Below are 23,719 nucleotides of genomic sequence, written 5' to 3' on the forward strand. Positions count from 1 at the left end.
GATGGCGGCATCTGCGCAGCGGTCCGGGCGCTTGCCAGGCCGCCGGTTTCCTGAGAAAACGCTGCCCGGTAGGCGGCCACCGGCCGGCGAACTGACAGGAGGGTGTGATGATCAGCGAATTGCAGGTGATAGATATTCAGCTGGGCGACGGCAAGGAAGTGGTCAAGGGCGCCTTGATCACCACCCAGTACCGCGGCTTTCTCGAGGATGGCACGCCGTTCGATTCCTCCTACGAACGTGGCAAGCCGTTCCAGTGCGTGATCGGCACCCGGCGGGTGATCCAGGGCTGGGACAAGGGGTTGATGGGCATGCGAGTCGGCGGCAAGCGCAAGCTGCTGGTGCCGGCTCACCTGGCCTATGGCGAGCGGCAGATCGGCGAGCATATCCCGGCCAACTCGAACCTGATCTTCGAGATCGAGTTGCTCGAAGTGCTGACCCGGGACGACTGAGTGCCTGCCCCGGGCGGCGCGATCAGCTGGGGCTGAGCCGGTTCGGCAGGTGCTCGTAGAGGGTGCGGCAGACGCCGACGATGTGCTGCTCGATCAGTTCCGCGGCCTTGTCGGCATCGCCGGCGCGGCAGGCGGCGAGGATCTCGCGGTGTTCCTGGTCGGCGCGGTTCTTGCCGGCGGACAGGCTCATCTGCATGCGCAGGTAGCGCTCGACCTTGTCATGGATGGAGCGGATCAGGTTGACCAGGAAGGGCCGTTGCGCCGGTTCGTAGAGGCAGGCGTGAAGTTTCCAGTTCAGCTCGGCCCAGTGGCCGATGTCGGTCTCGCCGACGAACTCCTGGCAGATGCTTTCGGCGCGGGCGAAGGTTTCCTCGGTCATGTTCGGCACCGCCAGGCGGATCGCCTGCACCTCCAGCAGCACCCGCACCTCGAAGATCTGCGCCAGTTCCGGTTCGGAGATACGCGTCACCACCGCGCCCTTGTTGCGCTGGAACACCACCAGGCCCTCGGCCTCCAGGCGCTTGAGCGCCTCGCGCACGGGGATCTTGCTGACGTTGAACAGGCGCGCGACGTCGTCCTGGCGGATCGGCTCGTCCTCGGCGAAATGGCCGCCGATGATCGCCTCGCGCAGGTGCTTGGTGATGACTTCCGAGGCGGTCGGGGTGACGCCGAGGTTGGGGGCGTTGAAACTGGGCAGCGGCAAGGGAAGGTCCTGCAATGGTCGGTGGTGCGGATATTGTATACGAGGCGCTGGGCCTTGCGCCTGCCGCTCGCCCACTCGGAGCGAGTCGCGCTGGGGGGATCGGTGCTCCGTGAACGCGGTCACGCGTTGAGCGCCGGGGCGTGGCGGAGGTACACTGCCGGCCCCGTGTGGCCTGGTTAGCTGGAGTGAATGATGCGCAAAGACAAGAAGCAGGTGATTGGCGAAGAGATCGGTGACGAGTCGATCAAGCTGTTCCTCGACGTGGAGCCGGCAGATGCCACGCCGCCAGCGCTGCACAAGCTGATCAAGGCCTACCGCGGCCTGCGCATCGACGACTTCGAGCGTTTCGTCGGTTTCTTCGTCGAGGCCGGCTACGACCTCGACGCCAAGGACGAGCAGGGCAACGACTTCATCGCCCTGATCCAGGATCAGCGCCAGGCCGAGCCCTATATCGAGGTGATCAAGGCCGCCCGCGGCTGATCGCTCGAACGAATCGAGAGCCCGCCCAGCCGCGGGCTTTTTTCTGCCTGCGCTACAGCACCCCGGCCTTCTTCCAGGCTAGGTAGCGGCTGACCAGCTGCGGGCCCAGCTCGCTGGGGCGGGCATCGAGCACCGGCACGTTATGCGCGGCCAGGCGTTCATGCAGGCTGGCGCGGGCATTGAGGTAGTCCACCGTGCCGCAATAGGTCAGCGCACCCTCGAAATCCTCCACCGGCGCCTGGCGCAGGTGGTCGAGCACCTCCTCGCGCAGGCTGGCGATCAGTACCCGGTGCTGGCGGCCCAGGCGCCTGACCGCGGCCAGCAGGTCCTCATCGTCTTCGTCGCGCAGGTTGCTCACCAGCACCACCAGGGCGCGGCGCCGCTGACGGCTGAGCAGCAGATCGGCGGCCGCGGCGAAGTCGGCCGGTTGGCCGGTGGTCTGCAGGTCGTACACGGCATTGAGCAACACCTTGAGCTGGGCGGCGCCCTTGACCGGTGGCAGGAAGCGGCTGTGCTCGCCGGCGAAGGTCGCCAGGCCCACCGCGTCGCCCTGGCGCAGGGCCACGTAGCTGAGCAGCAGGCTGGCATTGAGGGCATGGTCGAAGTGCGCCAGCTCGCCGTCCTGGCTGCGCATGCGGCGGCCGCAGTCGAGCAGGAAGACGATCTGCTGGTCGCGTTCGTCCTGGTATTCGCGGGCGATCGGCGTGCGCTTGCGCGCCGTGGCCTTCCAGTCGATCTGGCGCAGGCTGTCGCCGTCGCGGAACTCGCGCAGCTGGTGGAACTCCAGGCCCAGGCCGCGCCGTGGGCGCTGGCGCACCCCGAGCTGGCTGAGCCAGTCGTCCACCGCCATCAGCTGGGCGCCGTAGAGGCGGGCGAAGTCCGGGTAGACCCGGGTTTCCCCGGCCAGCGCCAGGTGGCGCCGAGCCTGCCACAGGCCCAGGGGGCTGGGCAGGCCGATTTCGCACAGGGGGAAGTGGAAGTGGCCGCGTTGCAGCGGGCGCACGCGATAGCCGACACGGGTCAGTTGGCCCGGCAGCAGGGCGACGCGCTGCGGCAGGTGCTCGACGGCCATGCCGGCGGGAACGTGATCGAACAGCTCCAGCTGTAGCGCGCGCGGATAGTCGTGGTGCAGGCACAGCTGCACCCCGTGCCAACGCCCCAGCGGCAGGTTGCCCGGTAGCTGGCGCTCGATGCGCGGCGAGGGCCGGCGGCGCAGGCGCAGGGCATCGAACAGCGCCGCGCCGAGCAGGGTCAGCAGCAGCGCCCACCAGAGCGCCGGCAGCGTCGGCGGCAGCTTGATCGCCAGGGCGTGCAGGACGCCGAGCAGCAGGGCCAGGCCGAACAGACCGGCGACCAGCGCCAGCAGCAGGCGCGACGGCTTCATGACGCCTCCCTGTTCGAGTCGCTCATAGGCGCGGCGCCGCCACCTGGTCGAGCAACTGCTGCAGCACCTGGTCGACCGACAGACCTTCGATATCCAGCTCCGGTGCCAGGCGCACGCGGTGACGCAGCACCGCCAGGGCGCCGCTCTTGATGTCGTCGGGCAGGACGAAGTCGCCGCCGCGCAGCAGCGCACGGGCGCGCCCGCCGCGCACCAGGGCGATGGAGGCGCGTGGCCCGGCGCCGATGGCCAGGCCCGGCCAGCTGCGCGTGGCGCGGGCCAGGCGCACGGCGTAGTCGAGGACCTGGTCGTCGATGGGCAGGTCGCTGGCGATCTTCTGGATGGCCAGCATGTCCTTGGCCTGCAGCAGGGTGCGCAGCGGGGTGACTTCGAGCATGTCGGCCTTGGTCGAGCGGGTGACCTGGCGGACCAGGCGCAGCTCCTCGTCCTGCTCCGGGTAGTCCATGCGCAGCTTGAGCATGAAGCGGTCCAGCTCGGCTTCGGGCAGCGGGTAGGTGCCTTCCTGCTCGATCGGGTTCTGCGTGGCCAGCACCATGAACGGCAGCGGCACCGCCAGAGCGCGGCCCTCCAGGGTCACCTGGCGTTCCTGCATGACCTCCAGCAGGGCCGCCTGGGTCTTGGCCGGGGCGCGGTTGATCTCGTCGGCCAGCAGCAGGTTGGTGAACACCGGGCCCTTGCGCAGCTTGAACTGCTCGCTGGCCAGGTCGTACACGGCATGGCCGGTGACGTCGCTGGGCATCAGGTCCGGGGTGAACTGGATGCGCGCGAACTCGCCGCCGAAGCAGCGCGCCAGGGCGCGCACCAGTAGGGTCTTGCCCAGGCCCGGCACGCCCTCGACCAGCACATGGCCGCCGGCTACCAGGGCGGTGAGCACGTCGTCGATCACCGCGGTCTGGCCGATCAACGCCTTCTGCAGCTCCAGGCGCAGGGCCTGGAGCAGCTGGCTGGCGCGCTGGCGCTGGGGCATCGGATTGACCGGGGCGGTCGCCGGCGCCGTGGCGGCAACTGGGGCGTCGACAGCCGGGCTGTCGGGCTGTTCGGGCGTGTATTCGCTCATAGGGCATTCCTGAGGGTTTGCAGGTGCGCGACCTGACGGGTGAAGTCGGCGGCGGCCAGGCGCTGCTGGGGCAGCGGCCGCATGGCTTGGCTGATGGCTCGGGGTGGCAGGCGGCTGAGGCGGCTGAGCAGCTGCCACTGGTCGGCCACGCCGAGGCGTTCGAATCCGGGGTGACGTTGCCGCGCGCGGCGCTGGATGTCCTGCTGCAGGGCTTGCAGCAGGCTGTGCTGGCCGCTGCGCCGGAGCAGGAAGTCGGCGCTGCCGCGCAGGTGCTCGCGCAGCTGCCGGCGCGCCCGGCTGGCCGCCGGCTGCAGCGGGCCCTGGCGCATGCCGACGTGCCACAGGCCGAGGACCAGCAACAGCCCCAGGGCCGTCAGGGCCAGGGGGAAGTGGCGCAGCAGCAGGCTCGCCAGGCCGTCGCGCTCGGCGCGGTAGAGCAGGGTCACGGCGCTGTCCTGGCTGAGGTACCAGAGCAGCCAGGCGTTGTCGTATTGATCGATCTTGTCGTTGCGCCAGATCCAGGCGTCGCTCAGCACGCTGATCAGGCCGTCGCCGTGGTACAGCTGCAGCATGTGCGTGGCGGCGCCGCTGTTGGCCCAGGCATGGGCACGATTCTGCGCGTCGTACAGGTGGAAGTCGGTATCGAACTCGATGTAGGCCGGTGCGACTTCGTTTTCCAGGTACAGCTGGGTCAGCTGCGGGTAGCGATTGGCCTCTTCGAGGGGCTCGGGCGGCGCATCGCCTGCGCCTGCTTCGGCCTCGCCGTCCTCCTCGTCGAGCGCGTCGCTCTGGTACTGCTGGATGCCCAGGCGATCGAGCAGCAGGTCGCCGCTGGCGCCTGTCTCTTCGTTCCACAGGCGTTCGGCGACGAACAGCAGGTGGCCGCCCTTGGCCGCCCACTCCAGCAGGCGGTCGGTCTGGCGCGGGGTCATGCGCTGACGGTCGCCGAGCAGCAGCAGGGTCTGGCCGGCGCTGGGCAGGCTCGACAGCTGCTGCAGGCTGTCGGCGCGCTGCACCTGCAGGCCCTGGCGGCGCAGGAAGTGCTCGGCGGCCAGGTAGGGATTGACCCGCGCCTCGGGGGCCGGGCCGTGCTCGAGGGTTTCCTGGTAGGGCTCCAGGCGCCCCAGCAGGTACACGCCGAGCAAGCCGAGGGCCAGGCTCAGCGCGCAGACGAGGACGAAGCGGCGCTGTCGGTTCATTGCCGCACCTCGCCTGCAAACAGGCGCCGCCAGCCGTCGCACAGTTGCGCCTTGAGCTCCTCCGGCGGCAGGCGATGGCCATAGGCGAGGTTCTGCCAGTGCTGGGTCAGCGCCCGGCTGAAGCCATCCAGTTCGCCCTGCTCCAGGGTTGCCACCAGGCGCAGCATCTCGGCCTCGGTGTGGGCGCCGCTCAAGGGCAGGCGATAGTCATGCAGCAGGCGGCTGAGCAGGGCGCGGTAGAGCAGGCCGAGGGCGGCGCGGGGCTGCTCGGCCCACAGTCGTTCGGCTTCTCCGGGGACATCCGCGGGCAGGCTTTGCGGCGCGACTTCCAGGCCGAACAACTGGCTCGGCGGCGCGGCTATGGGGCGCGGTGCCACGCCCAGGCGGCCGGCGAACGCCGCGAGCCAGTCGCGGTAGCGCCAGGCCAGCATGGCCAGCAGGGCGAACAGGCTGGCCCACAGCAGTACCTCGAAGAACAGTGCCACGCTGTCCAGGTGCTTCCAGAACTCGACCAGCGCGCGGAGTTTCTCCAGCAGGGCCTCGAGGTCCAACTCCCCGGACTGTTCGGCCGCCTCCTGGGCGCCGAAGCGCCAGAGGGTGACGGTTTCGCGGTGCTCGAACGGCGGCTCATCGAGCAGCTGGGCGATGCTCCGCTGCGCGGCCTGGCTGGTCAGTGGCTGCTGCAACAGGCGCGGCGCCTCGGGGCCATGGGGATCCTCCTGCGGCAGGGGGCAGCTGCTGCCGGCGGCCAGCGCCACGCCCGGCGTCTGCGCCAGCAGCAGGCCCAGGCCGAGGACCAGGGCGTAGGCCACGCCGGTCAGGCGCTGGCGCAGCCGGCGGAAGCTCAGCTCGATGTCCCAGGCCTCCAGCGCAGTGCGCCGGTTGAGGTAGAGGCTGAAGCCACAGGCCACATAAATCGGTTCCCAGAGTACCAGCACCAGGGCGTAGAGCAGGTTGGACAGGTGCTCCAGCCACAGCCAGTCGCTGGCATCGGCCTGAATCAGGCTCTGCCAGCTCCAGTCCAGCTCGATTTGCTGCGGCAGCAGCAGATAGAACAGGCTTACCAGGCCCAGCCACAGGGCCATTTCCAGGTGCACGCCTACCAGGGTCAGCCAGGTCGCCGGTGCCGAGTCACGCTGACCCAGCACCGCCAGTCGCGCGCTGCGCGCCTGTCCGGCCAGGCCTTCGAGCTGCAGCACCGGCAGGTCGAAGCTGCGGGTGGGGCTGAGCCGGCGCCAGGTCAGGCTGGCCAGCAGCTGCGGCTTGAGCAGGCCGGGCCAGGCCTTCAGGGCCTGCTTGAGCGTCGGCGTATCGCCGAACAGGGCGCGGCCGAGGATATACAGTGGCAGCCGCTCGAAGGCCGGCTTCAGCCACCAGAAGGCGAGCATGGCCCAGCCGGGGGAGTCCCACAGCAACAGGCAGAGCAGGGCGAACACCGGCAGGCTGACCAGCGCCCAGCTGGACATCAGCAGCCCGGCATGGCGGCGCGCCAGGAGCACGCCGAGGTCCAGCGCTTCCCAGGCGCTGCGCGGGCGGATCGCCACGCTGGCGTCAGTCAGGCGCATGGCGACCTCGCCCGGCGAGCAGCAGGTAGGCCAGCACCAGGGCCCAGAGCCCGGCCCCGACAAGGTACTTGAGGTTGGCGCTGGCCAGGGTCATCGACGACCAGTAGGCCTCGATGAAGGCCGCCAGCAGGAGGAACAGGATGACCCCGCCGACCAGGCGCACGCTGCGCGCGGCGGCCAGGCGCAGGGCTTCGCCGCGCGGCAGGCGGCCGGGGGCGAGCAGTGCCCAGCCGAGCTTGAGGCCGGCGGCACCGGCCAGGGCGATGGCGGTGAGCTCGAAGGCGCCGTGGCCGATGACGAACGACCAGAAGGTCTGGCCATAGCCGATCTGCGTCAGGTGGCCGGCCACCGCGCCGATCATCAGGCCGTTGAACAGCAGGTAGAACAGGCTGCCGAGGCCCAGCAGCAGGCCGCTGGCGAAGGTCTGAAAGGCGATGCCGATGTTGTTCATGATGTAGAAGCCGAACATCATCCAGTCGTCGCCCGAGTCGCGCTCGGCGAAACGCCCCAGGCGGCTGGCGTCCGGGTCGTACATCCGCTCCATGCTGCCCACCTGCTCCGGGTCGACCAGGCTGTAGACCAGATCCGGGAACAGGTAAACCAGCACGCCCATGCCCAGCAGGCTGCCGAAGAACAGCAGGCTGGCGCTGAGCACGCAGCGCCATTCCTCCCGCACCAGACGCGGAAAACCGCCGAGCAGGAAACCGAGCAGCTGCGCGCCGAGCGGGCTGCGGTGGCGGTAGAACTGCTGGTGGCCGCGCATGGCCAGCTGCTGCAGCTGCTCGACCAGGCGGCTGCTGTAGCCGCGCGTCTGGGCCAGGGCCAGATGCTGGCACTGGCGTCGGTAGGCGGCGGCGAAGCCGCGGCTGTGCTGGCTGTCGGCCTTGCCGCGCTCGAGTGCCTCGAGCTGGCTGGCGAAGGCCTGCCATTCGGCCTGGTGGCGGCTTTCGAACAGGCTCTGCTTCATGTCGACCCCAGCAAGCTGCGGGCGATGCCGTGGAGCCGCTGCTCGGCCTGCTCCGGCGGCACCTGCAGCGGTTCGGCGAGAATCGCCGCCAGTTCGCCGCGGCGGGCGCTGGACAGCTGCTCGGCGCGCTCGGCGAATGCCAGCACGGCGCGCTGTTCGCCCAGGCTGAGGCCGATGGGCGCCGGCACGGGCTCGGCGGACGGCAGGCTCTGCGGCGCTGGCGGCGTGTCGCGATAGACCACCAGGGTGCCGGCGGCGAGATCGCCGAGGCGCTTGAAGGCCGGGTGGTTGAGGCAGCTGAGGATGCCCAGGAAATAGGCGAACGGCAGGATATCGACGAAGCGCAGCAGGTTGCGGGTCAGCGAGGCGGCCCAGCCGACCGGCGTGCCGTCATCGTGCACCACGCGCAGGCCGAGCAGCTGTTTGCCCGGCGAGCGCCCCTGGTTGAGCACCTCGAACAGCACCATGTACCACCAGGTCACCAGGAACAGCATGATGGTCGCCAGGCCCATGCCGAACTGGCCGAGCAGACCGAGGACGATGAACAGCGCCGCCAGCAGCAAGCCGCGGATCAGCAGGTCGACGGTGAACGCCAGGGCGCGCGGCACCAGGCCGGCGGGGCGCAGGCTCAGGTCGATGCCTTCCGGAGTTTCCACCGGGTAGCGGGTGTCCAGTGGCGGGCGTTGCCCGGCGCAAGGGGAAATGGCGGAGAAAAGCGGCATCGGCAGACTGCGTCGAAGAAAGCCCGATGCTAGCCAGCAGCAGGCGGGTAAGCAACCGGGCTCAGTGACGGGCCCGGTGCCTCGGGTGCGTGGCTAGCGAGCCAGTGCTCACTGGGCCACGGGTAACACGCCGAAGATGGTGCGGTAGAGCACGCCCATGGCGACGACGAACAGCGGAACGCTCCAGATCAGGCCGATGCCCAGGGGAAGGACGGCGATCAGGTTGATCAGGCAAAGCAGCAGGAACAGGCCGAAGACCTTGAACCAGTGTTGGCTGATGGCCTTGCGCGAGGCTTCCAGGGCCTGCCAGGGCGACAGGCGCCGTTCGACCACCAGGGGGATCGCCAGCAGATAGGCGATGGACAGGTAGATGCCGGGAATGACCAGCAGCATAGAGCCCAGGTTGACCAGCACCAGCATGATGATGGCGGTCACGATCAGCGGCAGGCTGCGACCGAGGTGGGCGAACACCTCGCTGAACCTGATCGGTTGATCGGCCGCCCGACGGATGCCGACCATGTTGATGCCGGCCATGAAGGGATAGGCCAGGGAGGTGATCAGCAGGGACAGCAGCATCGAGGCGACCATCAGGGTCGTCACGTCGTGGCTGATCATCAGCACGAAGCTGAACGCCTGGCTGAGGACCAATCCGCACAACATCAGGGCCACGAAGCAGGCGATGAAACCGCCGATGATGATGCCTTTGGTGCCTTCGACACGCTGCCAGGATTCGCTCAGCAGTTCGCCGATACGGAAGTCGTAACCACGGCTCAGGGCTTGCTCGATGCTCGGTGCCTGGGCGTCGTCGCGGGCTTCCTGCAGGTCGCTGGTCGGCGTGGCGTAGGGGGTGGGGCTGGTGATTTCGCTCATGGGACATCCTTGTGCGCGAGTTGATCGAGGCAAGCACTCTAGCCCCGCCGGTAGGCCGAGGACAAGGCGCGCGCCGGCCTGGCGTGCGCTGGTGCAAGGTTCGCTGGCGACGATCCGTCGTGGCCCGGATGCTAGACTGCCGCGGCCTCTGACTCAGGACAGCCACGTGACTTCCATCTTCTGGTACGACTACGAAACCACCGGCATCGACCCGCGACGCGACCGCCCCTTGCAGGTCGCCGGCATTCGCACCGACGAAAATCTCCGGGAAATCGGCGAACCGCTGAACATCTACTGCCAGCCCAGCGACGACATCCTGCCCCATCCTGCCGCCTGCCTGGTCACCGGCATCACCCCCGGGCGGCTGGCGCAGCAGGGCCTGGGCGAGGCCGAGTTCATGAGCCGCGTGCATGCCGAGCTGGCGCAGCCCGGTACCTGTGGCGCCGGCTACAACAGCCTGCGTTTCGACGACGAGGTCACCCGCTACAGCCTCTACCGCAACTTCTTCGACCCTTATGCCCGCGAATGGCAGGGTGGCAACAGTCGCTGGGACCTGATCGACCTGCTGCGCACCGCCTACGCCCTGCGCCCGGAGGGTATCGTCTGGCCGGAGGAGGAGGGCCGCGTCAGCCTCAAGCTCGAGCGCCTGACCCAGGCCAATGGCATCGACCACGGCCAGGCCCACGATGCCCTGTCCGATGTGCGCGCGACCATCGCCCTGGCGCGACTGGTGCGCGACAGGCAGCCGAAGCTGTACGACTACCTCTATCAGTTGCGCAGCAAGCAGCGCGTGCTCGATCAGATTCGCCTGCTGCAGCCGTTGGTGCATGTGTCCGGCCGCTTCGCCGGCTCGCGCCATTACCTGGCGCTGGTCCTGCCCCTGGCCTGGCACCCGCGCAATCGCAATGCCCTGATCGTCTGCGACTTGCAGGCCGATCCGGCGCCCCTGCTGGCGAAAGATGGGGAGATCCTGCGCCGACGTCTGTACACCCGGCGTGAGCAGTCGGCCGAAGGTGAGCTACCGGTGCCGCTGAAGTTGTTGCATATCAACCGTTGTCCGGTGGTGGCGCCGTTGAAGGTGTTGCGCGACGAAGATATTCAGCGCCTGCAGTTGGATATGCCGGCCTGCCAGGCGCGGGCCAAGCAGCTCGCGGACACTCAAGCACAGTGGCAGGACAAACTTGCCCAGGTCTACCGCGAGGAAGACTTCGCCGCGAGCGAGGACCCGGAGCAGCAGTTATACGAGGGTTTTATCGGCGATCGCGACCGGCGACTGTGCGAGCAGGTACGTAATGCCGAGCCGCAACTCTTGGCCACGCAGAGTTGGCCGTTTGACGATGCGCGGCTGCCGGAGTTGTTGTTCCGCTATCGTGCGCGAAATTGTTTCTCCAGTTTGACCGCGGCTGAACAACAGCGCTGGCGCGAGTTCTGCCAGCTGCGATTAAGCCGGGCCGAGTACGGGGCGCCGAATACCCTGGCGAGTTTCGAAGCGGCGGTGGCGGAAATAATCCCGACGGCGTCGCCGGAGCAGCAGGCGATATTGGCCGAATGGCAAGGTTACGCGCAGCAGTTGCGTGAGCGTTATGCGCTTTAAAAAGCGTACCGGCACGCGGTTACTGCCGCTGGTGTTTGGTTCGCCATAATTGGACTGCGGGGTCGGCAGTCGATACTGGCCGGTCAATAGTGGTCGCTTGCTGGTGGTGAGAGTCTTGCCGGCGAACGGTGAGTCGAATCGTTCCTGCGTTTCGGTTTGTTTCGCGCATTAACGCAGCCTTCGCCCCGGTGCTGGATGAAGTTGCGCAGTTGGCGATAGCTGCGCTCGGGCTGCTGTTTGCGCTGAGGGGCTTTGCCGGGTTCAGGTGGCGATAGCCCGCGCGTATATCACCGAACCAGCGTCGATGCGCACATTCCTGCAGCCATAAAAAACGCCGGCATGGCCGGCGTTTTCTGTGTGCTGAGAAGCAGCCTAATAGTGGGAATCAACCCAGCAGGGTGGCCCAGCTTTCTACGGTGTCGGCGCCCCACTTGGCTTTCCACTCTTTCAGGGTCTTGTGGTTGCCGCCTTTGGTTTCAATCACTTCACCAGTGTTGGGGTTCTTGTACTGCTTCACCTTGCGCGCGCGCTTGGCGCCAGCGGGCTTGGTGGCACGACCGGCTTTGCTGACCTTGGCTTCCGGGTCGAGCAGGGCGATGATGTCGCGCAGGGACTTCTGGTATTCGCCCATCAGTGCGCGCAGCTTGCCTTCGAACTCCAGTTCCTTCTTCAGTTTGTCGTCTTGCGACAGGGTTTTCAGGCGTTCTTGCAATTCTTTGATGGCTTCTTCGGCGGCGCGATATTCGTTGATCAGCGACATGGGGTTTCCTTGGTGCGCAAGTGGCAGATGGCTAAGTGTCAGTAATAATAGTCAGGCACTTTTCACAAGTAAACTGCTTTGTTGAAAATTGCCAGTAGTTGTCATATTTAGTTGCGCCTTTAGCCGCGAACTAACTCCTGGCTGCGACGGGTGAGGTAATTGTTTGGGGCGTGTAAACGGCGTGGCCGCGACGGCAAACTCCCGGCGTCTCACTCTGGTCCACGGTTTGCTGGTTGCCTCGTACCATTGCATGTGGATTTTTCGATGCCCCAGCCACGCTACTGCAGTTTTCTCGCGTGCTGGCTAGAATGGCCGCCTTTGCGAAAACTCTGGAGTCTCTAATGCGCACTTTTCGTCTGGTCATTGCCTGCCCGGACCGTGTCGGTATCGTGGCCAAGGTCAGTAACTTCCTGGCGACCTATAACGGCTGGATTACCGAGGCGAGCCATCACTCGGATACCCAGAGCGGTTGGTTCTTCATGCGTCATGAGATTCGCGCCGATTCGTTGCCGTTCGATATAGATGGCATGCGCCAGGCGTTCGCGCCCATCGCCCGGGAGTTTTCCATGGTGTGGCGGATTACCGATTCGGCGCAGAAGAAACGGGTTGTGCTGATGGCCAGCCGTGAGTCGCATTGTCTGGCGGACTTGTTGCACCGCTGGCACAGCAATGAGCTCGACTGCGATATTCCCTGTGTCATTTCCAATCATGACGACTTGCGCAGCATGGTCGAGTGGCATGGCATTCCCTACTTCCATGTTCCGGTCGACGCCCAGGACAAACAGCTGGCCTTCGCCGAAGTGGAGCGGTTGGTCAAGGCCCACGCGGCCGATGCCATCGTCCTGGCCCGCTACATGCAAATTCTGCCCGAGCAACTCTGCGCCGAGTTCGCCCAGCGGGTGATCAACATCCATCACAGCTTCCTGCCGTCGTTCGTCGGCGCCAAGCCCTATCATCAGGCGTCGCTGCGCGGGGTGAAACTGATCGGCGCCACTTCGCACTATGTCACCGAGGAATTGGATGCCGGGCCGATCATCGAACAGGACGTGGTGCGGGTGAGCCACCGCGACAGTGTCGAGGAAATGGTTCGTCTGGGTAAGGATGTGGAGAAAATGGTGCTGTCCCGTGGACTACGCTATCACTTGGAAGACCGGGTGCTGGTACACGACAACAAGACGGTGGTGTTTGACTGAAACTTGCTGACGTGGGCCGCTTGGGGTGGACGATACAGGAGTTCGCTAATGCTCAAGTCAATCAAGGTGCGGGACTACATGACGCGCCACCTGGTGACCTTTCGGTCCGACACCGATCTGTTCACCGCCATCAACCGCCTGCTGGAGCACCGCATTTCTGGTGCCCCGGTGGTCGACTCCCAGGGCCATCTGATCGGTTTGCTGTCCGAGGGCGACTGTCTGCGCGGAATACTCTCCGGCGCCTACTACGAGGCCATCGGTGGCACGGTCAGCGGCTATATGGTCACCGAGGTGGAGACCATCTCGCCGGAGGTCGACATCATCGAAGTCTCCCAGCGCTTCCTGCGCGGCCGTCTCGGGCGCATTCCGGTAATCGAGGGCGGCCGGCTGGTCGGTCAGATCAGTCGCAGCGACGTGTTGCGGGCGGTCAAGGAGTTCGCTCAACACGAGCAGGGCGCCAGGCAGGAGTAGCTCCGCTAGCCACTGCTCGGAGCCTGGTCGCGCGACCGGGAGCGGCTGAGCCTTGCGCCGAAGTTGGGCGAGGCGGATGCTGCAAGGCGACTCGCCCCGTCAGCCAACGAGAATCAAGTCATGACCGATCCACTCGAGCGCGCCACCTCCAGGCCGCCGCCGACGCTCGGCGAGGGATGCGTGCGGCGTTACGACCCAGAGGCCATGGATGACAGCGTCGGCAGCGATTTTCCCGGCGCCGCCGAGCTGTGGCAGCAGCTGCAGACCGAACAGGCGCAGGCGCAAAAACCAGAGCCGCCGCACAAATGAAACGGGGCACTGTCTGAGCGCCCCGTTGTCGTTTCCCGGCGGGATCAGATGCGGAAGCTGTCCACCAGCTGCTTCAGGCGCGCGGCTTGCTGCTCCAGGTCACCGCAGGCACGCAGGGTGGCGTGGAGGTTTTCCACGCCTTCCTGGTTGAGGGTGTTGATTTCGATGATGTCCATGTTCAGCGACTCGATCACCGAGGTCTGCTCTTCAGTGGCGGTGGCCACCGACTGGTTCATGCCGTCGATCTCGCCGATGCGCTGGGTCACGCTGCCCAGCCGTTCGCCGGCCTGGTTGGCTATTTCCACGCTCTCCTCGCTGTAGCGCTGGCTCTCGGTCATGGTGGTGACCGATTCGCGCGAGCCGACCTGCAGTTCCTCGATCATCTGCTCGATTTCCTGCGCCGACTCCTGGGTGCGGTGGGCCAGGTTGCGCACCTCGTCGGCGACCACGGCGAAGCCCCGGCCCGCTTCGCCGGCCCGAGCCGCTTCGATGGCAGCGTTGAGCGCCAGCAGGTTGGTCTGTTGGGAGATGCTCTTGATCACCTCGAGGATCTGGCCGATGTTCACCGTCTTGCTGTTCAGCGTTTCGATGTGGCTGCAGGAGCTGCTGATCTTGCCCGACAGGTCGTTCATCGCGCGGATGGTCTGCTCCACCACCTGGCGGCCGTCCTCGGCCTGGCCGCGGGCATCGGAGGCCTGGGTCGAGGCGTCGGCGGCATTGCGGGCGATCTCCTGGGCGGCGGCGCCCAGCTCGTTGATCGCCGCAGCCACGCTGTTGGTGCGGCTGGCCTGCTCATCGGAGTTGAGCATCGAGGAGTTGGAGGCATTGACCACCAGCTTGGCCACCTCGTTGACCTGAATGGTGGCGGAGGACACCTCGCGGATCGAGGCGTGAATCCGCTCGACGAAACGGTTGAAGGACTTGGCCAGCTCGCCGAACTCGTCGTTGGACTGGATCGTCAGGCGCTTGGTCAGGTCGCCTTCGCCCTGGGCGATGTCCTGCATGGCCTTGCCCATCACGCGCAGCGGCTGCATCAGCACGCGGATCAGCATGCTCAGCAGCAGGATGATCAGCACCACGGCGATCAGGGTGGCGACAATGGCCGAGGCGCGGAACTCGCTGAGCATCGCGTAGGCCTTGGTCTTGTCGATGGACAGGCCGATGTACCAGGAGACCGAGGGCAGGCCCTTGACCGGGGTGAAGGTGAACAGGCGGGTGCTGCCCTCCACGTCGGTCTCGCTGAAGTCGCTGCCGATGCGCGGGGTGTCCTGGGGGAACACTTCCTTGAGACTCTTCATCACCAGGGTCTGGTCCGGGTGCACGAGAATCTTGCCGTCGGCGCTCACCAGGAAGGCATAGCCGGTGCCGTTGAAGTCCAGCGAGTTGATGATGTTGACCAGGGTGCTCAGGCTCAGGTCGCCGCCGACCACGCCGGCGGGCTTGGCCGGCGTGGCGATGGTGATGATCAGCTCGCCGGTGGCGGCGTCTACATAGGGTTCGGTGAGGGTGGTGCCGCCAGCGGCCATGGCGTCCTTGTACCAAGGGCGCACGCGCGGATCGTAGTCGGCGGGCATCTCTTCATCGGGACGCATGGTGAAGCTGCCATCGTCGCCACCGAGGTAGGTGAAGGCGAAGGTCGACGTCAGCGCGCGCTGTTCCAGCAGGCTGGCGACCTTGTCGGGCGAGGCGTCCCTGGCGAGCGACTGGGCCGTGTTCTCCACCAGCAGGATGCGCCCGGACAGCCAGTTCTGGATGGTGCCGGCGGTGACGTCGCCCATCTGCTCTAGGTAGTTCTCCAGGTTGGCGCGAATCGCGTTGCGCTGCAGGTAATCGTTGTACAGGGTGAACAGGGCGAAGGCGGCAAATACCACCACAGAGGCGGCGAGCAGGATCTTGTGGCTGAATTTCAGGCTGTGGGTCATGGCTTATGCTGTCCGTTAGAGGCGGCTGCCAGTCTGGGCTGGCTTCAGGTTTCAGGCGGTGCCGGAAATGGGGGGGCAGGCGGCTGGCGCTACCCTTTTGTCGGCATTCGTGGACGAAAGCTTTAACTTTGGAGACACCGAAATGTCCGTATCCGAACAGTTCTTTTTGGGCGCCGACAGCGCCGGTCAGCCGGTTGCGCAGCCTCTGCGCCTTGCCAACCGGCACGGGTTGGTGGCGGGGGCGACGGGCACGGGCAAGACGGTGACCCTGCAGCGCCTGATCGAGGGGTTCAGCGATGCCGGGGTGGCGGTGTTCGCCGCCGACGTGAAGGGTGATCTCTGCGGTTTGGGCGCCGCCGGCGCGCCCCAGGGCAAGGTGGCCGAGCGCATCGCCAGCATGCCCTGGTTGGATCACCGGCCGACGGCTTACCCGCTCACCCTGTGGGATATCCACGGCCAGAGCGGGCACCCGCTGCGTACCACCCTGAGCGAGATGGGGCCCTTGCTGCTTGGCGCGCTGCTGGAGTTGACCGACAGTCAGCAGGCCGCGCTCTACGCCGCCTTCAAGGTGGCCGACCGCGAAGGCTTGCTGCTGCTCGACCTGAAGGACCTGAAGGCCTTGCTGGCTCATCTCAAGGCCCACCCTGAGGTCCTCGGCGACGACAGCGCGCTGTTCACCAGTGCCTCGGCGCAAGCCTTGCTGCGCCGCCTGGCGGGTCTCGAGCAGCAGGGCGCCGAGGCCCTGTTCGGCGAGCCGGCCTTGCAGCTCGAGGATATCCTGCATCCCGATCGCGATGGTCGCGGGCGCATTCATCTGCTCGATGCCAGTCGCCTGGTGCATGAAGCGCCCAAGGTCTATGCGACCTTCCTGTTGTGGCTGCTGGCCGAGCTGTTCGAGCAGCTGCCCGAGCGCGGCGACGCTGACAAGCCGGTGCTGGCGCTGTTCTTCGACGAGGCGCACCTGCTTTTCGCCGATACCCCCAAGGCCTTGCAGGAGCGTCTGGAGCAGGTGGTGCGGCTGATCCGCTCGAAAGGTGTCGGGGTGTATTTCGTCACCCAGTCGCCCAGCGACTTGCCCGATGACGTGCTGGGCCAGCTCGGCCTGCGTATCCAGCATGGCTTGCGCGCCTTCACCACCAAGGAGCGCAAGGCCCTGCGCGCGGTGGCCGACGGTTTCCGCGCCAATCCGGCGTTCGACACCCTGAGCCTGCTGACCGAACTGGGCATCGGCGAGGCCCTGGTCGGCACCCTGGAGGACAAGGGCACGCCGGCCATGGTCCGGCACGTGGCCATTGCTCCGCCGCAGTCGCGTATCGGCCCGCTGAGCGAGCGGGAGCGCGCCGCACTGATCCGCCAATCGCCCCTGGGTGGGCGCTACGACCAGGCGGTCGACCGCGAGTCGGCCTATGAACTGCTGTCAGCCCGTGCCGCCAAGGCCTGTGCCGAGGCCGCCGAGCTGCAGGCGCGACAGGCCAGTGAGCAAGCCGGCAAGTCGACTGGAGGAATCGGCGGCATGGCCGGTGGGCTGCTCGGCAGCCTGGCCAGCCAGGCGGTGAAGAGTGCGGTGCGCCAGGCCGCCAATCAGATCGGTCGACAGCTGGTGCGGGGGCTGATGGGCTCGTTGCTGGGCGGCAAGCGGCGCTGATCGGGCATCCTCGCTGGCCGGCCCGGCCAAGGCAGCGCCGGGTCGGTCATGCGGATCAGCCGCCGTTGCCCGCAGCACCGGCGAGTCGGCGCCGTCAATCTTGCGTTTTTTCGGCTTTGCTCTGCAGGTCTTTTTCGATCTTTTCCAGTTCTTTCTCGAATGCTTGATCGAGAAGATTGGCCTTCTTGCGCCAAGGCTTGCGCTCGGGATCAGGTTGAGCGGCGTAGGTAATAACTTCCCCGCCGTATACGTCCTTGTAACGCTGCGCCTGGCGCTCGAGTTCGGCGCGCAGTTCGTCTTTCGTCACGTGGTTACCCATGGTCTGGAACTAATGAGGTGACAACGTAAGGCTGCCTGCCTTACTGCTACGGTCACCGGTTGCGGTGCAGTCGGAGCTGCTTTGCTTTTCTTGAGTATGTTTTGAGCGATGTTGGATAAGTGATAATTATAGTAAAAACAACAAGTTAGGTTGGTTGGAGGGCATTATCACGGCGCTTGTTAAGGGCGCGGTAATAATTATGGCGAACACGCGCTAAAAGTCTAGCGCTGTCTGGAGTTCAGTTAAGAACAGTGCGTGTGGCCTGTCACGAAAGTCGTGTGCCGGCGATCGTCCATGTAACGCCTCGATATTGATGCGTGCCAGGGAGAATGCAGTAGCGTGACCGCTCGGTCGCTATATGGGCTGGCGTGCCACTTGTATTTTTCTTGATGCCCGTTTGCTCGCCTAACTTCGGCGGAAAAAGAGCGTCGGGCCGCTTTCGTGTTCGTTGCAGCGGACTGTCGCGATGCTCAAGTTGTCCCCCGAGGGTGATGCGGGACCTGGCGCCTGGGAATATGTCGAACTCAACGTTTCCAAGGACCGGCCGACCTGCGATCCTCGCGGACTTCGGCAACCCCTTGCGCATGAGGTAAGCATGCTCATCAGCTCCGACTTCGACAGCGGTAATATCGAGGTACTCGACGCCAGCAATCCACGCCAGGTCCGGCTGGCCATGCGCCCGGACCTCAACAGCCATCATTTTCAGTGGTTCCACTTCAAGGTGGCGGGCATGAGCCCCGGCCAGCGCTACGGCTTCAGCCTGTGCAACGCCGGCCAGTCGGCCTACCGTCAGGCCTGGAGCGGCTACGACGCGGCCGCCTCCTACGACCAGGCCAACTGGTTCCGCGTGCCCAGCCGCTTCGAGGCCGGGGCGCTGCGGTTCGAGCTCGAGCCGCGCGAGGCCCAGGTCTGGTTCGCCTACTTCGAGCCTTACAGCCGCGCCCGCCATGACTGGCTGATCGGCCAGGCGTTGGAGAAAGCCGGCGCCGAGCTGTTCGCCTGCGGCAAGAGCATCGAGGGCCGGGACATCCAGTTGCTGCGGATCCGCCGCACGCCTGAGGCCAGGCGCAAGATCTGGATCATCGCCCAGCAGCATCCCGGCGAGCACATGGCCGAGTGGTTCATGGAAGGGCTGATCGAGCGTCTGCAGGACCAGGACGACGCCGAGCTGAATGAGCTGCTGGCCCAGGCCGAACTGTACCTGGTGCCGAACATGAACCCCGATGGCGCCTTCCGCGGGCACCTGCGCACCAACGCCGCCGGCAAGGACCTCAACCGTGCCTGGCAGTCGGCCAGCGAGGCGGAGAGCCCCGAGGTGTTCTTCGTCCAGCAGCAGATGCGCCGGGTCGGTGTCGATCTGTTCCTCGACATCCACGGCGACGAGGAGATTCCCCACGTGTTTACCGCCGGCTGCGAGGGCAATCCCGGCTACAGTCCACGCCTGGCGGCGCTGGAGGATGAATTCAGGCGTCGCCTGGTGGACATCGGCGCGGAGTTCCAGACCGCCTTCGGCTACCCCCGCGACGAGCCGGGCCAGGCCAACCTGACCCTGGCCTGCAACGCGGTCGGCGAGGAGTTCGACTGCCTGTCATTCACCATCGAGATGCCGTTCAAGGACCACGACGACAATCCCGAGCCGCTGACGGCGTGGAACGGTCGGCGCTCGAAACGTCTGGCCCAGGATGTGCTCAGCGTGGCGGCGGCGATGGTCGGCACGCTGCGCTGATCGGCTCGTCGGCGGTCAGCCGGGGAGCGTGGCCGCGCCGTCGTCTTCGGCGGGGCCCTGCATGGCGGGCAACTGGAAGCAGTTGCCGCCGCTGCCTTTGGCGCCGTACATGGCGTCATCGGCGTGCTTGAGCAGTTGCTCGACCGTATCGCCGTGCTCGGGGTAGAGGGCGATGCCGATGCTGGGCAGGATGCACAGGGCCTGGCCGGCCAGATCCATGGGCAGGTTGAGCAGGCGGCGAATCTTCTCCGCCAGGTGCGCCGCTTGCTCCGGCGTCTGGAGGCTCTCGAGCAGCACCACGAATTCGTCGCCGCCGATCCGGGCAACCGTGTCGACGCCGCGCACGCACTGCTTGAGGCGGCTGGCCACCTCCTGCAGCAGCAAGTCGCCGGCGGCATGGCCGAGGCTGTCGTTGACCTGCTTGAAGCGGTCCAGGTCGAGGTACAGCAGGGCCATTCTGTCCTGTTCCCGCCGCGCCCGTTCCAGGGCCGTCTTCAGGCGATCATGCAGCAGGCCGCGATTGGGCAGCTGGGTCAGCTGATCGTACTGCGCCATGTGCCGCAGGCGGGCCTGCAGCTGCTTGCGCTCTATGGCGGCGGCCACCTGATTGGAGACGAACTGCAGCAGTTCGGTGTCCTTGTCGCTGTACTGCGCGCCGCCGCGGTAGCTCTTCAGCGCCAGGGCGCCGATGACGCCGCCCGGCGAATTGAGCGGCACGCCCAGCCAGCACAGGGCGTCCTGGTCGGTGCTCGGCCGCAGCGGCTCGGCCGGCTGGCCCAGGCTCTCGGAAGTCAGCAGCAGCGCCTGGCCGCTGCGGATCACCTCGGCGCAGAGCGCGCCTGCGGTCGAGTTGCCGGAAGCGTCGGACTGGTCGCGCTCATCGACGTGATAGGGAAAACTCAGCCGGTCGTGGAGCGCATCGTATAGGGCCACGGAAAAGTTCTGCGCCGGCAGCAGCTCGCCGATGATCTGGTGAATCTGCCGAAACAGGGCCAGCAGGTCCTCGGCGACGTGCGCCGCCTCGGAGATGGCGTAGAGCGCGGCGTGCAGAGACTCGGCCTGCTTGCGCTCGGTGATGTCGCGGGCCACGGCAATGCGCAGCTGGTCGGACTCCGACCAGCGCGCCGACCACATGATGTGGGCGATCCGGCCGTCCTTGTGCCGGTAGCGGTTCTCGAAATAGGGCTTGGCCTGCCCTGCCATGATCTCGCGGGCCGTCTCCAGGGTCTTTTCTCGATCCTCGGGCAGCACCAGGTCGATCATGCTCATGCCGATCATTTCTTCCGGGCGATAGCCGAAGATGCGCTCGCAGGCCGCGCTGACGAACACGAAGCGGCCCTCGGCGTCGACCGCGCACACGGCATCGAGCAGCAGGTCCATGAATCCGGTGGGCGGCGAATAGGGGCTCGTGTCCATAGGCGCTACGTACTGCCTCACTGGCTCGGCGTTATGTCTGGAGCCCGACCGCGCCTTGGCCGCTTGGGCCGCCCCATTGCAGCGGGCGAAGATCCAGCGCTCCGCGGTGGCGGCGGGTATCGCGTTGGGCAGAATGACTCGAAAGGTCCGGGCACGCAGTGGCGGGGACTTACCCTGCATTCTGGCTATCAGATCGCGATCGGGCAAGCCATGAGGCGTGCAGCGGGGGCTCTAGCGCGATTGATGCGCCAGGAGGCCCTCGCCGGCAGGCGGCGAGGGCCGGGGGATCAGCCGCGGTAGTAGCGCTGCGGCACGAAGGGGGTCTTGGCTACTTTCATGGCCACGCGCTTGCCGCGCACCAGCGCCCAGACCTCGCTGTCCACCGCCACATGGCTGCTCTGCACGTAGCCCATGGCCACCGGCGCGCCGAGGGTCGGGCCGAAGCCACCGCTGCACACCTGGCCGATCACCTGGCCGTCGGCGTCGACGATTTCCGCGCCTTCGCGCACCGGCACGCGCTCCTGCGGCAGCAGGCCGACGCGCTTGCTGGCGACGCCTTCACGCTGCTGGGCGAAGATCCGCTCGGCGCCGGGGAAGCCGCCGGCACGGGCGCCGTCGGCGCGGCGCGCCTTGGAGATGGCCCACAGCAGGCTGGCCTCGATCGGCGTGGTGCTGGTGCTCATGTCGTGGCCGTACAGGCACAGGCCGGCTTCCAGGCGCAGCGAGTCGCGCGCGCCGAGGCCGATGGCCTCGACTTCCGGCTCGGCCAGCAGGCTGCGGGCCAGGGTCTCGGCGTGCTCGGCCGGGACCGAGATCTCGTAGCCGTCTTCGCCGGTGTAGCCGGAGCGGCTGACGTAGCAGTCGACGCCGAGCAGGCGCACGGCGGCGAACTGCATGAAGGTCATCTTCGCCACTTCCGGGGCCAGGCGCGCCAGCGCGTCCACGGCCTTGGGGCCCTGCAGGGCGAGCAGGGCGCGGTCGAAGTGCGACTCGATCTGGCACTGGCCAGCGATGTGCTGCTGCAGGTGCATCAGGTCCTGCTGCTTGCAGGCGGCGTTGACCACCAGGAACAGGGTGTCGTCGCCCAGGTTGGCGACCATCAGGTCGTCGAGGATGCCGCCATTGTCATCGGTGAACATGGCGTAACGCTGCATACCCACCGGCAGGTCGACGATGTCCACCGGCACCAGGGTTTCCAGGGCCTTGGCGGCCTCGGCGCCGCGCAGAACGATCTGGCCCATGTGCGAGACGTCGAACAGGCCGGCCTGCTCGCGGGTGTGCAGGTGTTCCTTCATCACGCCGAGCGGGTATTGCACCGGCATGTCGTAGCCGGCGAACGGCACCATGCGCGCGCCTAGTTCCAGGTGCAGGGCATGCAGAGGGGTTTTCGCCAGGGTTTCGGTGGTCATGCAATGTCTCCGGTAGGGTGCGCCATGCGCACCGTTAAAGATTTGGGTGCGCCGTGCGCACCGGAAGGGCGTTGGTGCGTGGGCGCACGTGTAGAGCATTGGTGCGCATAGCGCACCCTACAAATCAGCATTCGATGATGTTGACCGCCAGGCCGCCGCGGGCGGTTTCCTTGTACTTGCTCTTCATGTCGGCGCCGGTCTGGCGCATGGTGCGGATCACCTTGTCCAGCGAGACGAAGTGCTGGCCGTCGCCGCGCAGGGCCATGCGGGCGGCGTTGATCGCCTTCACCGAGCCCATGGCGTTGCGTTCGATGCATGGCACCTGGACCAGGCCGCCGATCGGGTCGCAGGTCAGGCCGAGGTTGTGCTCCATGCCGATCTCGGCGGCGTTCTCCACCTGCGCCACCGTACCGCCGAGCACTTCGCACAGGGCCCCGGCGGCCATCGAGCAGGCCACGCCGACCTCGCCCTGGCAGCCGACCTCGGCGCCGGAGATCGAGGCGTTCTCCTTGTAGAGGATGCCGATGGCCGCGGCGGTGAGCAGGAAGCGCACCACGCCGTCCTCGTTGGCGCCGGCGATGAAGCGCATGTAGTAGTGCAGCACCGCCGGCACGATGCCGGCCGCGCCGTTGGTCGGGGCGGTCACCACGCGGCCGCCGCTGGCGTTTTCCTCGTTGACCGCCAGGGCATAGAGGTTGACCCAGTCGAGCACGCTGAGCGAATCACGCAGGGCCGCTTCCGGGTGCTTGCACAGCTGGCGGTGCAGCGCGGCGGCGCGGCGCTTGACCTTGAGCCCGCCGGGCATGATGCCCTCGTTCTGGCAGCCGGCCTCGACGCAGTCCTGCATCACCTGCCAGATCTTCAGCAGGCCTTCGCGGGTTTCCGCCTCGGGGCGCCAGGCGGTCTCGTTGGCCAGCATCACCTGGCTGATCGACAGGTTGTGCTCGGCGCAGTGGGCCAGCAGCTGCTTGGCGGTGGTGAAGGGATAGGTCAGGGGCGTGCGGTCCTCGACGATGCGGTCGGCACCGGCGGCTTCCTCGTCGACCACGAAACCACCACCCACCGAGTAGTACTCGCGCGAGCGGATCTGCAGGCCGGCGCCGTCGAAGGCGCGGAAGATCATGCCGTTGGGGTGGTAGGGCAGGGGCTTGCGGATCATCGCCAGGTGTTCTTTCTCGACGAAGCGGATCGACTTCTCGCCGAGCAGCTTGAGTTCGCCGGCCTTGCGCATCGCCGCCAGGCGCGAGTCCACCGTGCGGGTGTCGACGGTATCCGGTTGCTCGCCTTCCAGGCCGAGCAAGACTGCCTTGTCGCTGCCATGGCCCTTGCCGGTGGCGCCGAGCGAGCCGTACAGCTCGACCTTGATGGATTCGGTGCTGGCGAGCAGGTCGTCGCGGCGCAGGCCTTCGACGAAACGCACGGCGGCACGCATCGGCCCGACGGTGTGCGAGCTGGAGGGACCGATGCCGATTTTGAACAGATCGAAAACGCTAAGTGACATGCTGATCTCCGGCTTCTGGCGGAACGGGCGGCGCGCCCAG

General features: G+C 66.6%; 22 protein-coding genes. 8 read left to right on the forward strand and 14 right to left on the reverse strand.

Translation table 11 applies throughout. From position 1 onward, the window contains the following. The first annotated feature begins 107 nt into the window (after nt 1-107). Complete coding sequence (locus ACSX1D_RS03765) at nt 108-449, forward strand: FKBP-type peptidyl-prolyl cis-trans isomerase (RefSeq protein WP_208708515.1); 342 nt, start codon at nt 108-110, stop codon at nt 447-449. A gap of 22 nt (nt 450-471) precedes the next feature. On the opposite strand, the gene ACSX1D_RS03770 is transcribed toward ACSX1D_RS03765, so the two are convergent. Beyond that, on the reverse strand, nt 472-1,146 hold the full coding sequence (locus ACSX1D_RS03770; RefSeq protein WP_439862263.1) for a GntR family transcriptional regulator: 675 nt from the start codon (nt 1,144-1,146) through the stop codon (nt 472-474). Nucleotides 1,147-1,344: 198 nt separating this feature from the next. Between ACSX1D_RS03770 and ACSX1D_RS03775 the strand changes: the two genes are divergently transcribed. After that, the gene (locus ACSX1D_RS03775; RefSeq protein ID WP_439861037.1) at nt 1,345-1,632 is read left to right on the forward strand and encodes a PA4642 family protein; all 288 of its coding nucleotides are present in this window, start codon (nt 1,345-1,347) and stop codon (nt 1,630-1,632) included. A gap of 52 nt (nt 1,633-1,684) precedes the next feature. Here ACSX1D_RS03775 and ACSX1D_RS03780 read toward each other — a convergent pair whose 3' ends face one another. The 7 genes from ACSX1D_RS03780 to ACSX1D_RS03810 form a co-directional block, all read right to left on the reverse strand. Further along, nucleotides 1,685-3,016, reverse strand: a complete 1,332-nt coding sequence (locus tag ACSX1D_RS03780) for a DUF58 domain-containing protein (RefSeq protein ID WP_439861038.1) — start codon at nt 3,014-3,016, stop codon at nt 1,685-1,687. A 22-nt stretch (nt 3,017-3,038) separates the two neighbouring features. Next, entirely contained in the window at nt 3,039-4,091 is a 1,053-nt protein-coding gene (locus tag ACSX1D_RS03785) for an AAA family ATPase (RefSeq protein WP_439861039.1), read from the reverse strand. Beyond that, the gene (locus ACSX1D_RS03790) at nt 4,088-5,290 is read right to left on the reverse strand and encodes a DUF4350 domain-containing protein (RefSeq protein ID WP_439861040.1); all 1,203 of its coding nucleotides are present in this window, start codon (nt 5,288-5,290) and stop codon (nt 4,088-4,090) included. The genes ACSX1D_RS03785 and ACSX1D_RS03790 overlap by 4 nt, the downstream gene beginning before the upstream one ends. Next, nucleotides 5,287-6,855 (reverse strand): DUF4129 domain-containing protein, encoded by a 1,569-nt coding sequence (locus ACSX1D_RS03795; protein WP_439861041.1) that lies wholly within the window; start codon nt 6,853-6,855, stop codon nt 5,287-5,289. The genes ACSX1D_RS03790 and ACSX1D_RS03795 overlap by 4 nt, the downstream gene beginning before the upstream one ends. Beyond that, nucleotides 6,842-7,822, reverse strand: a complete 981-nt coding sequence (locus ACSX1D_RS03800) for a stage II sporulation protein M (RefSeq protein WP_439861042.1) — start codon at nt 7,820-7,822, stop codon at nt 6,842-6,844. Before ACSX1D_RS03800 ends, ACSX1D_RS03795 begins: the two co-directional genes overlap by 14 nt. After that, entirely contained in the window at nt 7,819-8,544 is a 726-nt protein-coding gene (locus ACSX1D_RS03805) for an RDD family protein (RefSeq protein WP_439861043.1), read from the reverse strand. The genes ACSX1D_RS03800 and ACSX1D_RS03805 overlap by 4 nt, the downstream gene beginning before the upstream one ends. A gap of 108 nt (nt 8,545-8,652) precedes the next feature. Beyond that, nucleotides 8,653-9,414: a hypothetical protein gene (locus tag ACSX1D_RS03810; RefSeq protein ID WP_439861044.1), complete on the reverse strand. Its 762-nt coding sequence runs from the start codon at nt 9,412-9,414 to the stop codon at nt 8,653-8,655. 166 nt (nt 9,415-9,580) lie between these two features. Between ACSX1D_RS03810 and sbcB the strand changes: the two genes are divergently transcribed. Beyond that, nucleotides 9,581-11,008 carry an exodeoxyribonuclease I gene (gene sbcB / locus ACSX1D_RS03815; protein WP_439861045.1) on the forward strand — a complete coding sequence of 476 codons (1,428 nt, stop codon included), beginning with the start codon at nt 9,581-9,583 and terminating at the stop codon, nt 11,006-11,008. A gap of 385 nt (nt 11,009-11,393) precedes the next feature. Here the strand turns inward: sbcB and mvaT are convergent, their stop codons facing one another. Continuing rightward, the gene (mvaT, locus tag ACSX1D_RS03820; RefSeq protein ID WP_439861046.1) at nt 11,394-11,768 is read right to left on the reverse strand and encodes a histone-like nucleoid-structuring protein MvaT; all 375 of its coding nucleotides are present in this window, start codon (nt 11,766-11,768) and stop codon (nt 11,394-11,396) included. 341 nt (nt 11,769-12,109) lie between these two features. Here mvaT and purU point away from each other — a divergent pair, with 341 nt between their 5' ends. The 3 genes from purU to ACSX1D_RS03835 all read left to right on the forward strand — a co-directional run bounded on the left by purU (nt 12,110) and on the right by ACSX1D_RS03835 (nt 13,741). Next, nucleotides 12,110-12,961 carry a formyltetrahydrofolate deformylase gene (gene purU, locus ACSX1D_RS03825; RefSeq protein WP_439861047.1) on the forward strand — a complete coding sequence of 284 codons (852 nt, stop codon included), beginning with the start codon at nt 12,110-12,112 and terminating at the stop codon, nt 12,959-12,961. Nucleotides 12,962-13,009: 48 nt separating this feature from the next. Beyond that, nucleotides 13,010-13,432: a CBS domain-containing protein gene (locus ACSX1D_RS03830; RefSeq protein ID WP_439861048.1), complete on the forward strand. Its 423-nt coding sequence runs from the start codon at nt 13,010-13,012 to the stop codon at nt 13,430-13,432. Between the two features lie 120 nt (nt 13,433-13,552). Further along, on the forward strand, nt 13,553-13,741 hold the full coding sequence (locus tag ACSX1D_RS03835; protein ID WP_439861049.1) for a hypothetical protein: 189 nt from the start codon (nt 13,553-13,555) through the stop codon (nt 13,739-13,741). Nucleotides 13,742-13,785: 44 nt separating this feature from the next. On the opposite strand, the gene ACSX1D_RS03840 is transcribed toward ACSX1D_RS03835, so the two are convergent. Further along, the gene (locus tag ACSX1D_RS03840) at nt 13,786-15,663 is read right to left on the reverse strand and encodes a methyl-accepting chemotaxis protein (RefSeq protein ID WP_439861050.1); all 1,878 of its coding nucleotides are present in this window, start codon (nt 15,661-15,663) and stop codon (nt 13,786-13,788) included. Nucleotides 15,664-15,805: 142 nt separating this feature from the next. Between ACSX1D_RS03840 and ACSX1D_RS03845 the strand changes: the two genes are divergently transcribed. Continuing rightward, nucleotides 15,806-17,308, forward strand: a complete 1,503-nt coding sequence (locus ACSX1D_RS03845; RefSeq protein ID WP_439861051.1) for a helicase HerA-like domain-containing protein — start codon at nt 15,806-15,808, stop codon at nt 17,306-17,308. A 94-nt stretch (nt 17,309-17,402) separates the two neighbouring features. On the opposite strand, the gene ACSX1D_RS03850 is transcribed toward ACSX1D_RS03845, so the two are convergent. After that, nucleotides 17,403-17,615, reverse strand: coding sequence for a hypothetical protein (locus ACSX1D_RS03850; protein ID WP_439861052.1), 213 nt, complete (start codon nt 17,613-17,615; stop codon nt 17,403-17,405). A 607-nt stretch (nt 17,616-18,222) separates the two neighbouring features. Between ACSX1D_RS03850 and ACSX1D_RS03855 the strand changes: the two genes are divergently transcribed. Continuing rightward, nucleotides 18,223-19,353 carry a M14 family metallopeptidase gene (locus tag ACSX1D_RS03855; RefSeq protein WP_439861053.1) on the forward strand — a complete coding sequence of 377 codons (1,131 nt, stop codon included), beginning with the start codon at nt 18,223-18,225 and terminating at the stop codon, nt 19,351-19,353. A gap of 15 nt (nt 19,354-19,368) precedes the next feature. Here ACSX1D_RS03855 and ACSX1D_RS03860 read toward each other — a convergent pair whose 3' ends face one another. The 3 genes from ACSX1D_RS03860 to ACSX1D_RS03870 form a co-directional block, all read right to left on the reverse strand. Beyond that, complete coding sequence (locus tag ACSX1D_RS03860; protein ID WP_439861054.1) at nt 19,369-20,769, reverse strand: diguanylate cyclase domain-containing protein; 1,401 nt, start codon at nt 20,767-20,769, stop codon at nt 19,369-19,371. A gap of 287 nt (nt 20,770-21,056) precedes the next feature. After that, a complete protein-coding gene (gene gcvT / locus ACSX1D_RS03865; protein WP_439861055.1) occupies nt 21,057-22,178 on the reverse strand; it encodes a glycine cleavage system aminomethyltransferase GcvT in 1,122 nt (373 codons plus the stop codon). A gap of 124 nt (nt 22,179-22,302) precedes the next feature. After that, nucleotides 22,303-23,679: an L-serine ammonia-lyase gene (locus ACSX1D_RS03870; protein WP_439861056.1), complete on the reverse strand. Its 1,377-nt coding sequence runs from the start codon at nt 23,677-23,679 to the stop codon at nt 22,303-22,305. Nucleotides 23,680-23,719 lie beyond the last annotated feature (40 nt).

It is taken from the genome of Pseudomonas sp. MBLB4136, from assembly GCF_051904765.1.
Taxonomy (GTDB): Bacteria; Pseudomonadota; Gammaproteobacteria; order Pseudomonadales; family Pseudomonadaceae; genus Aquipseudomonas.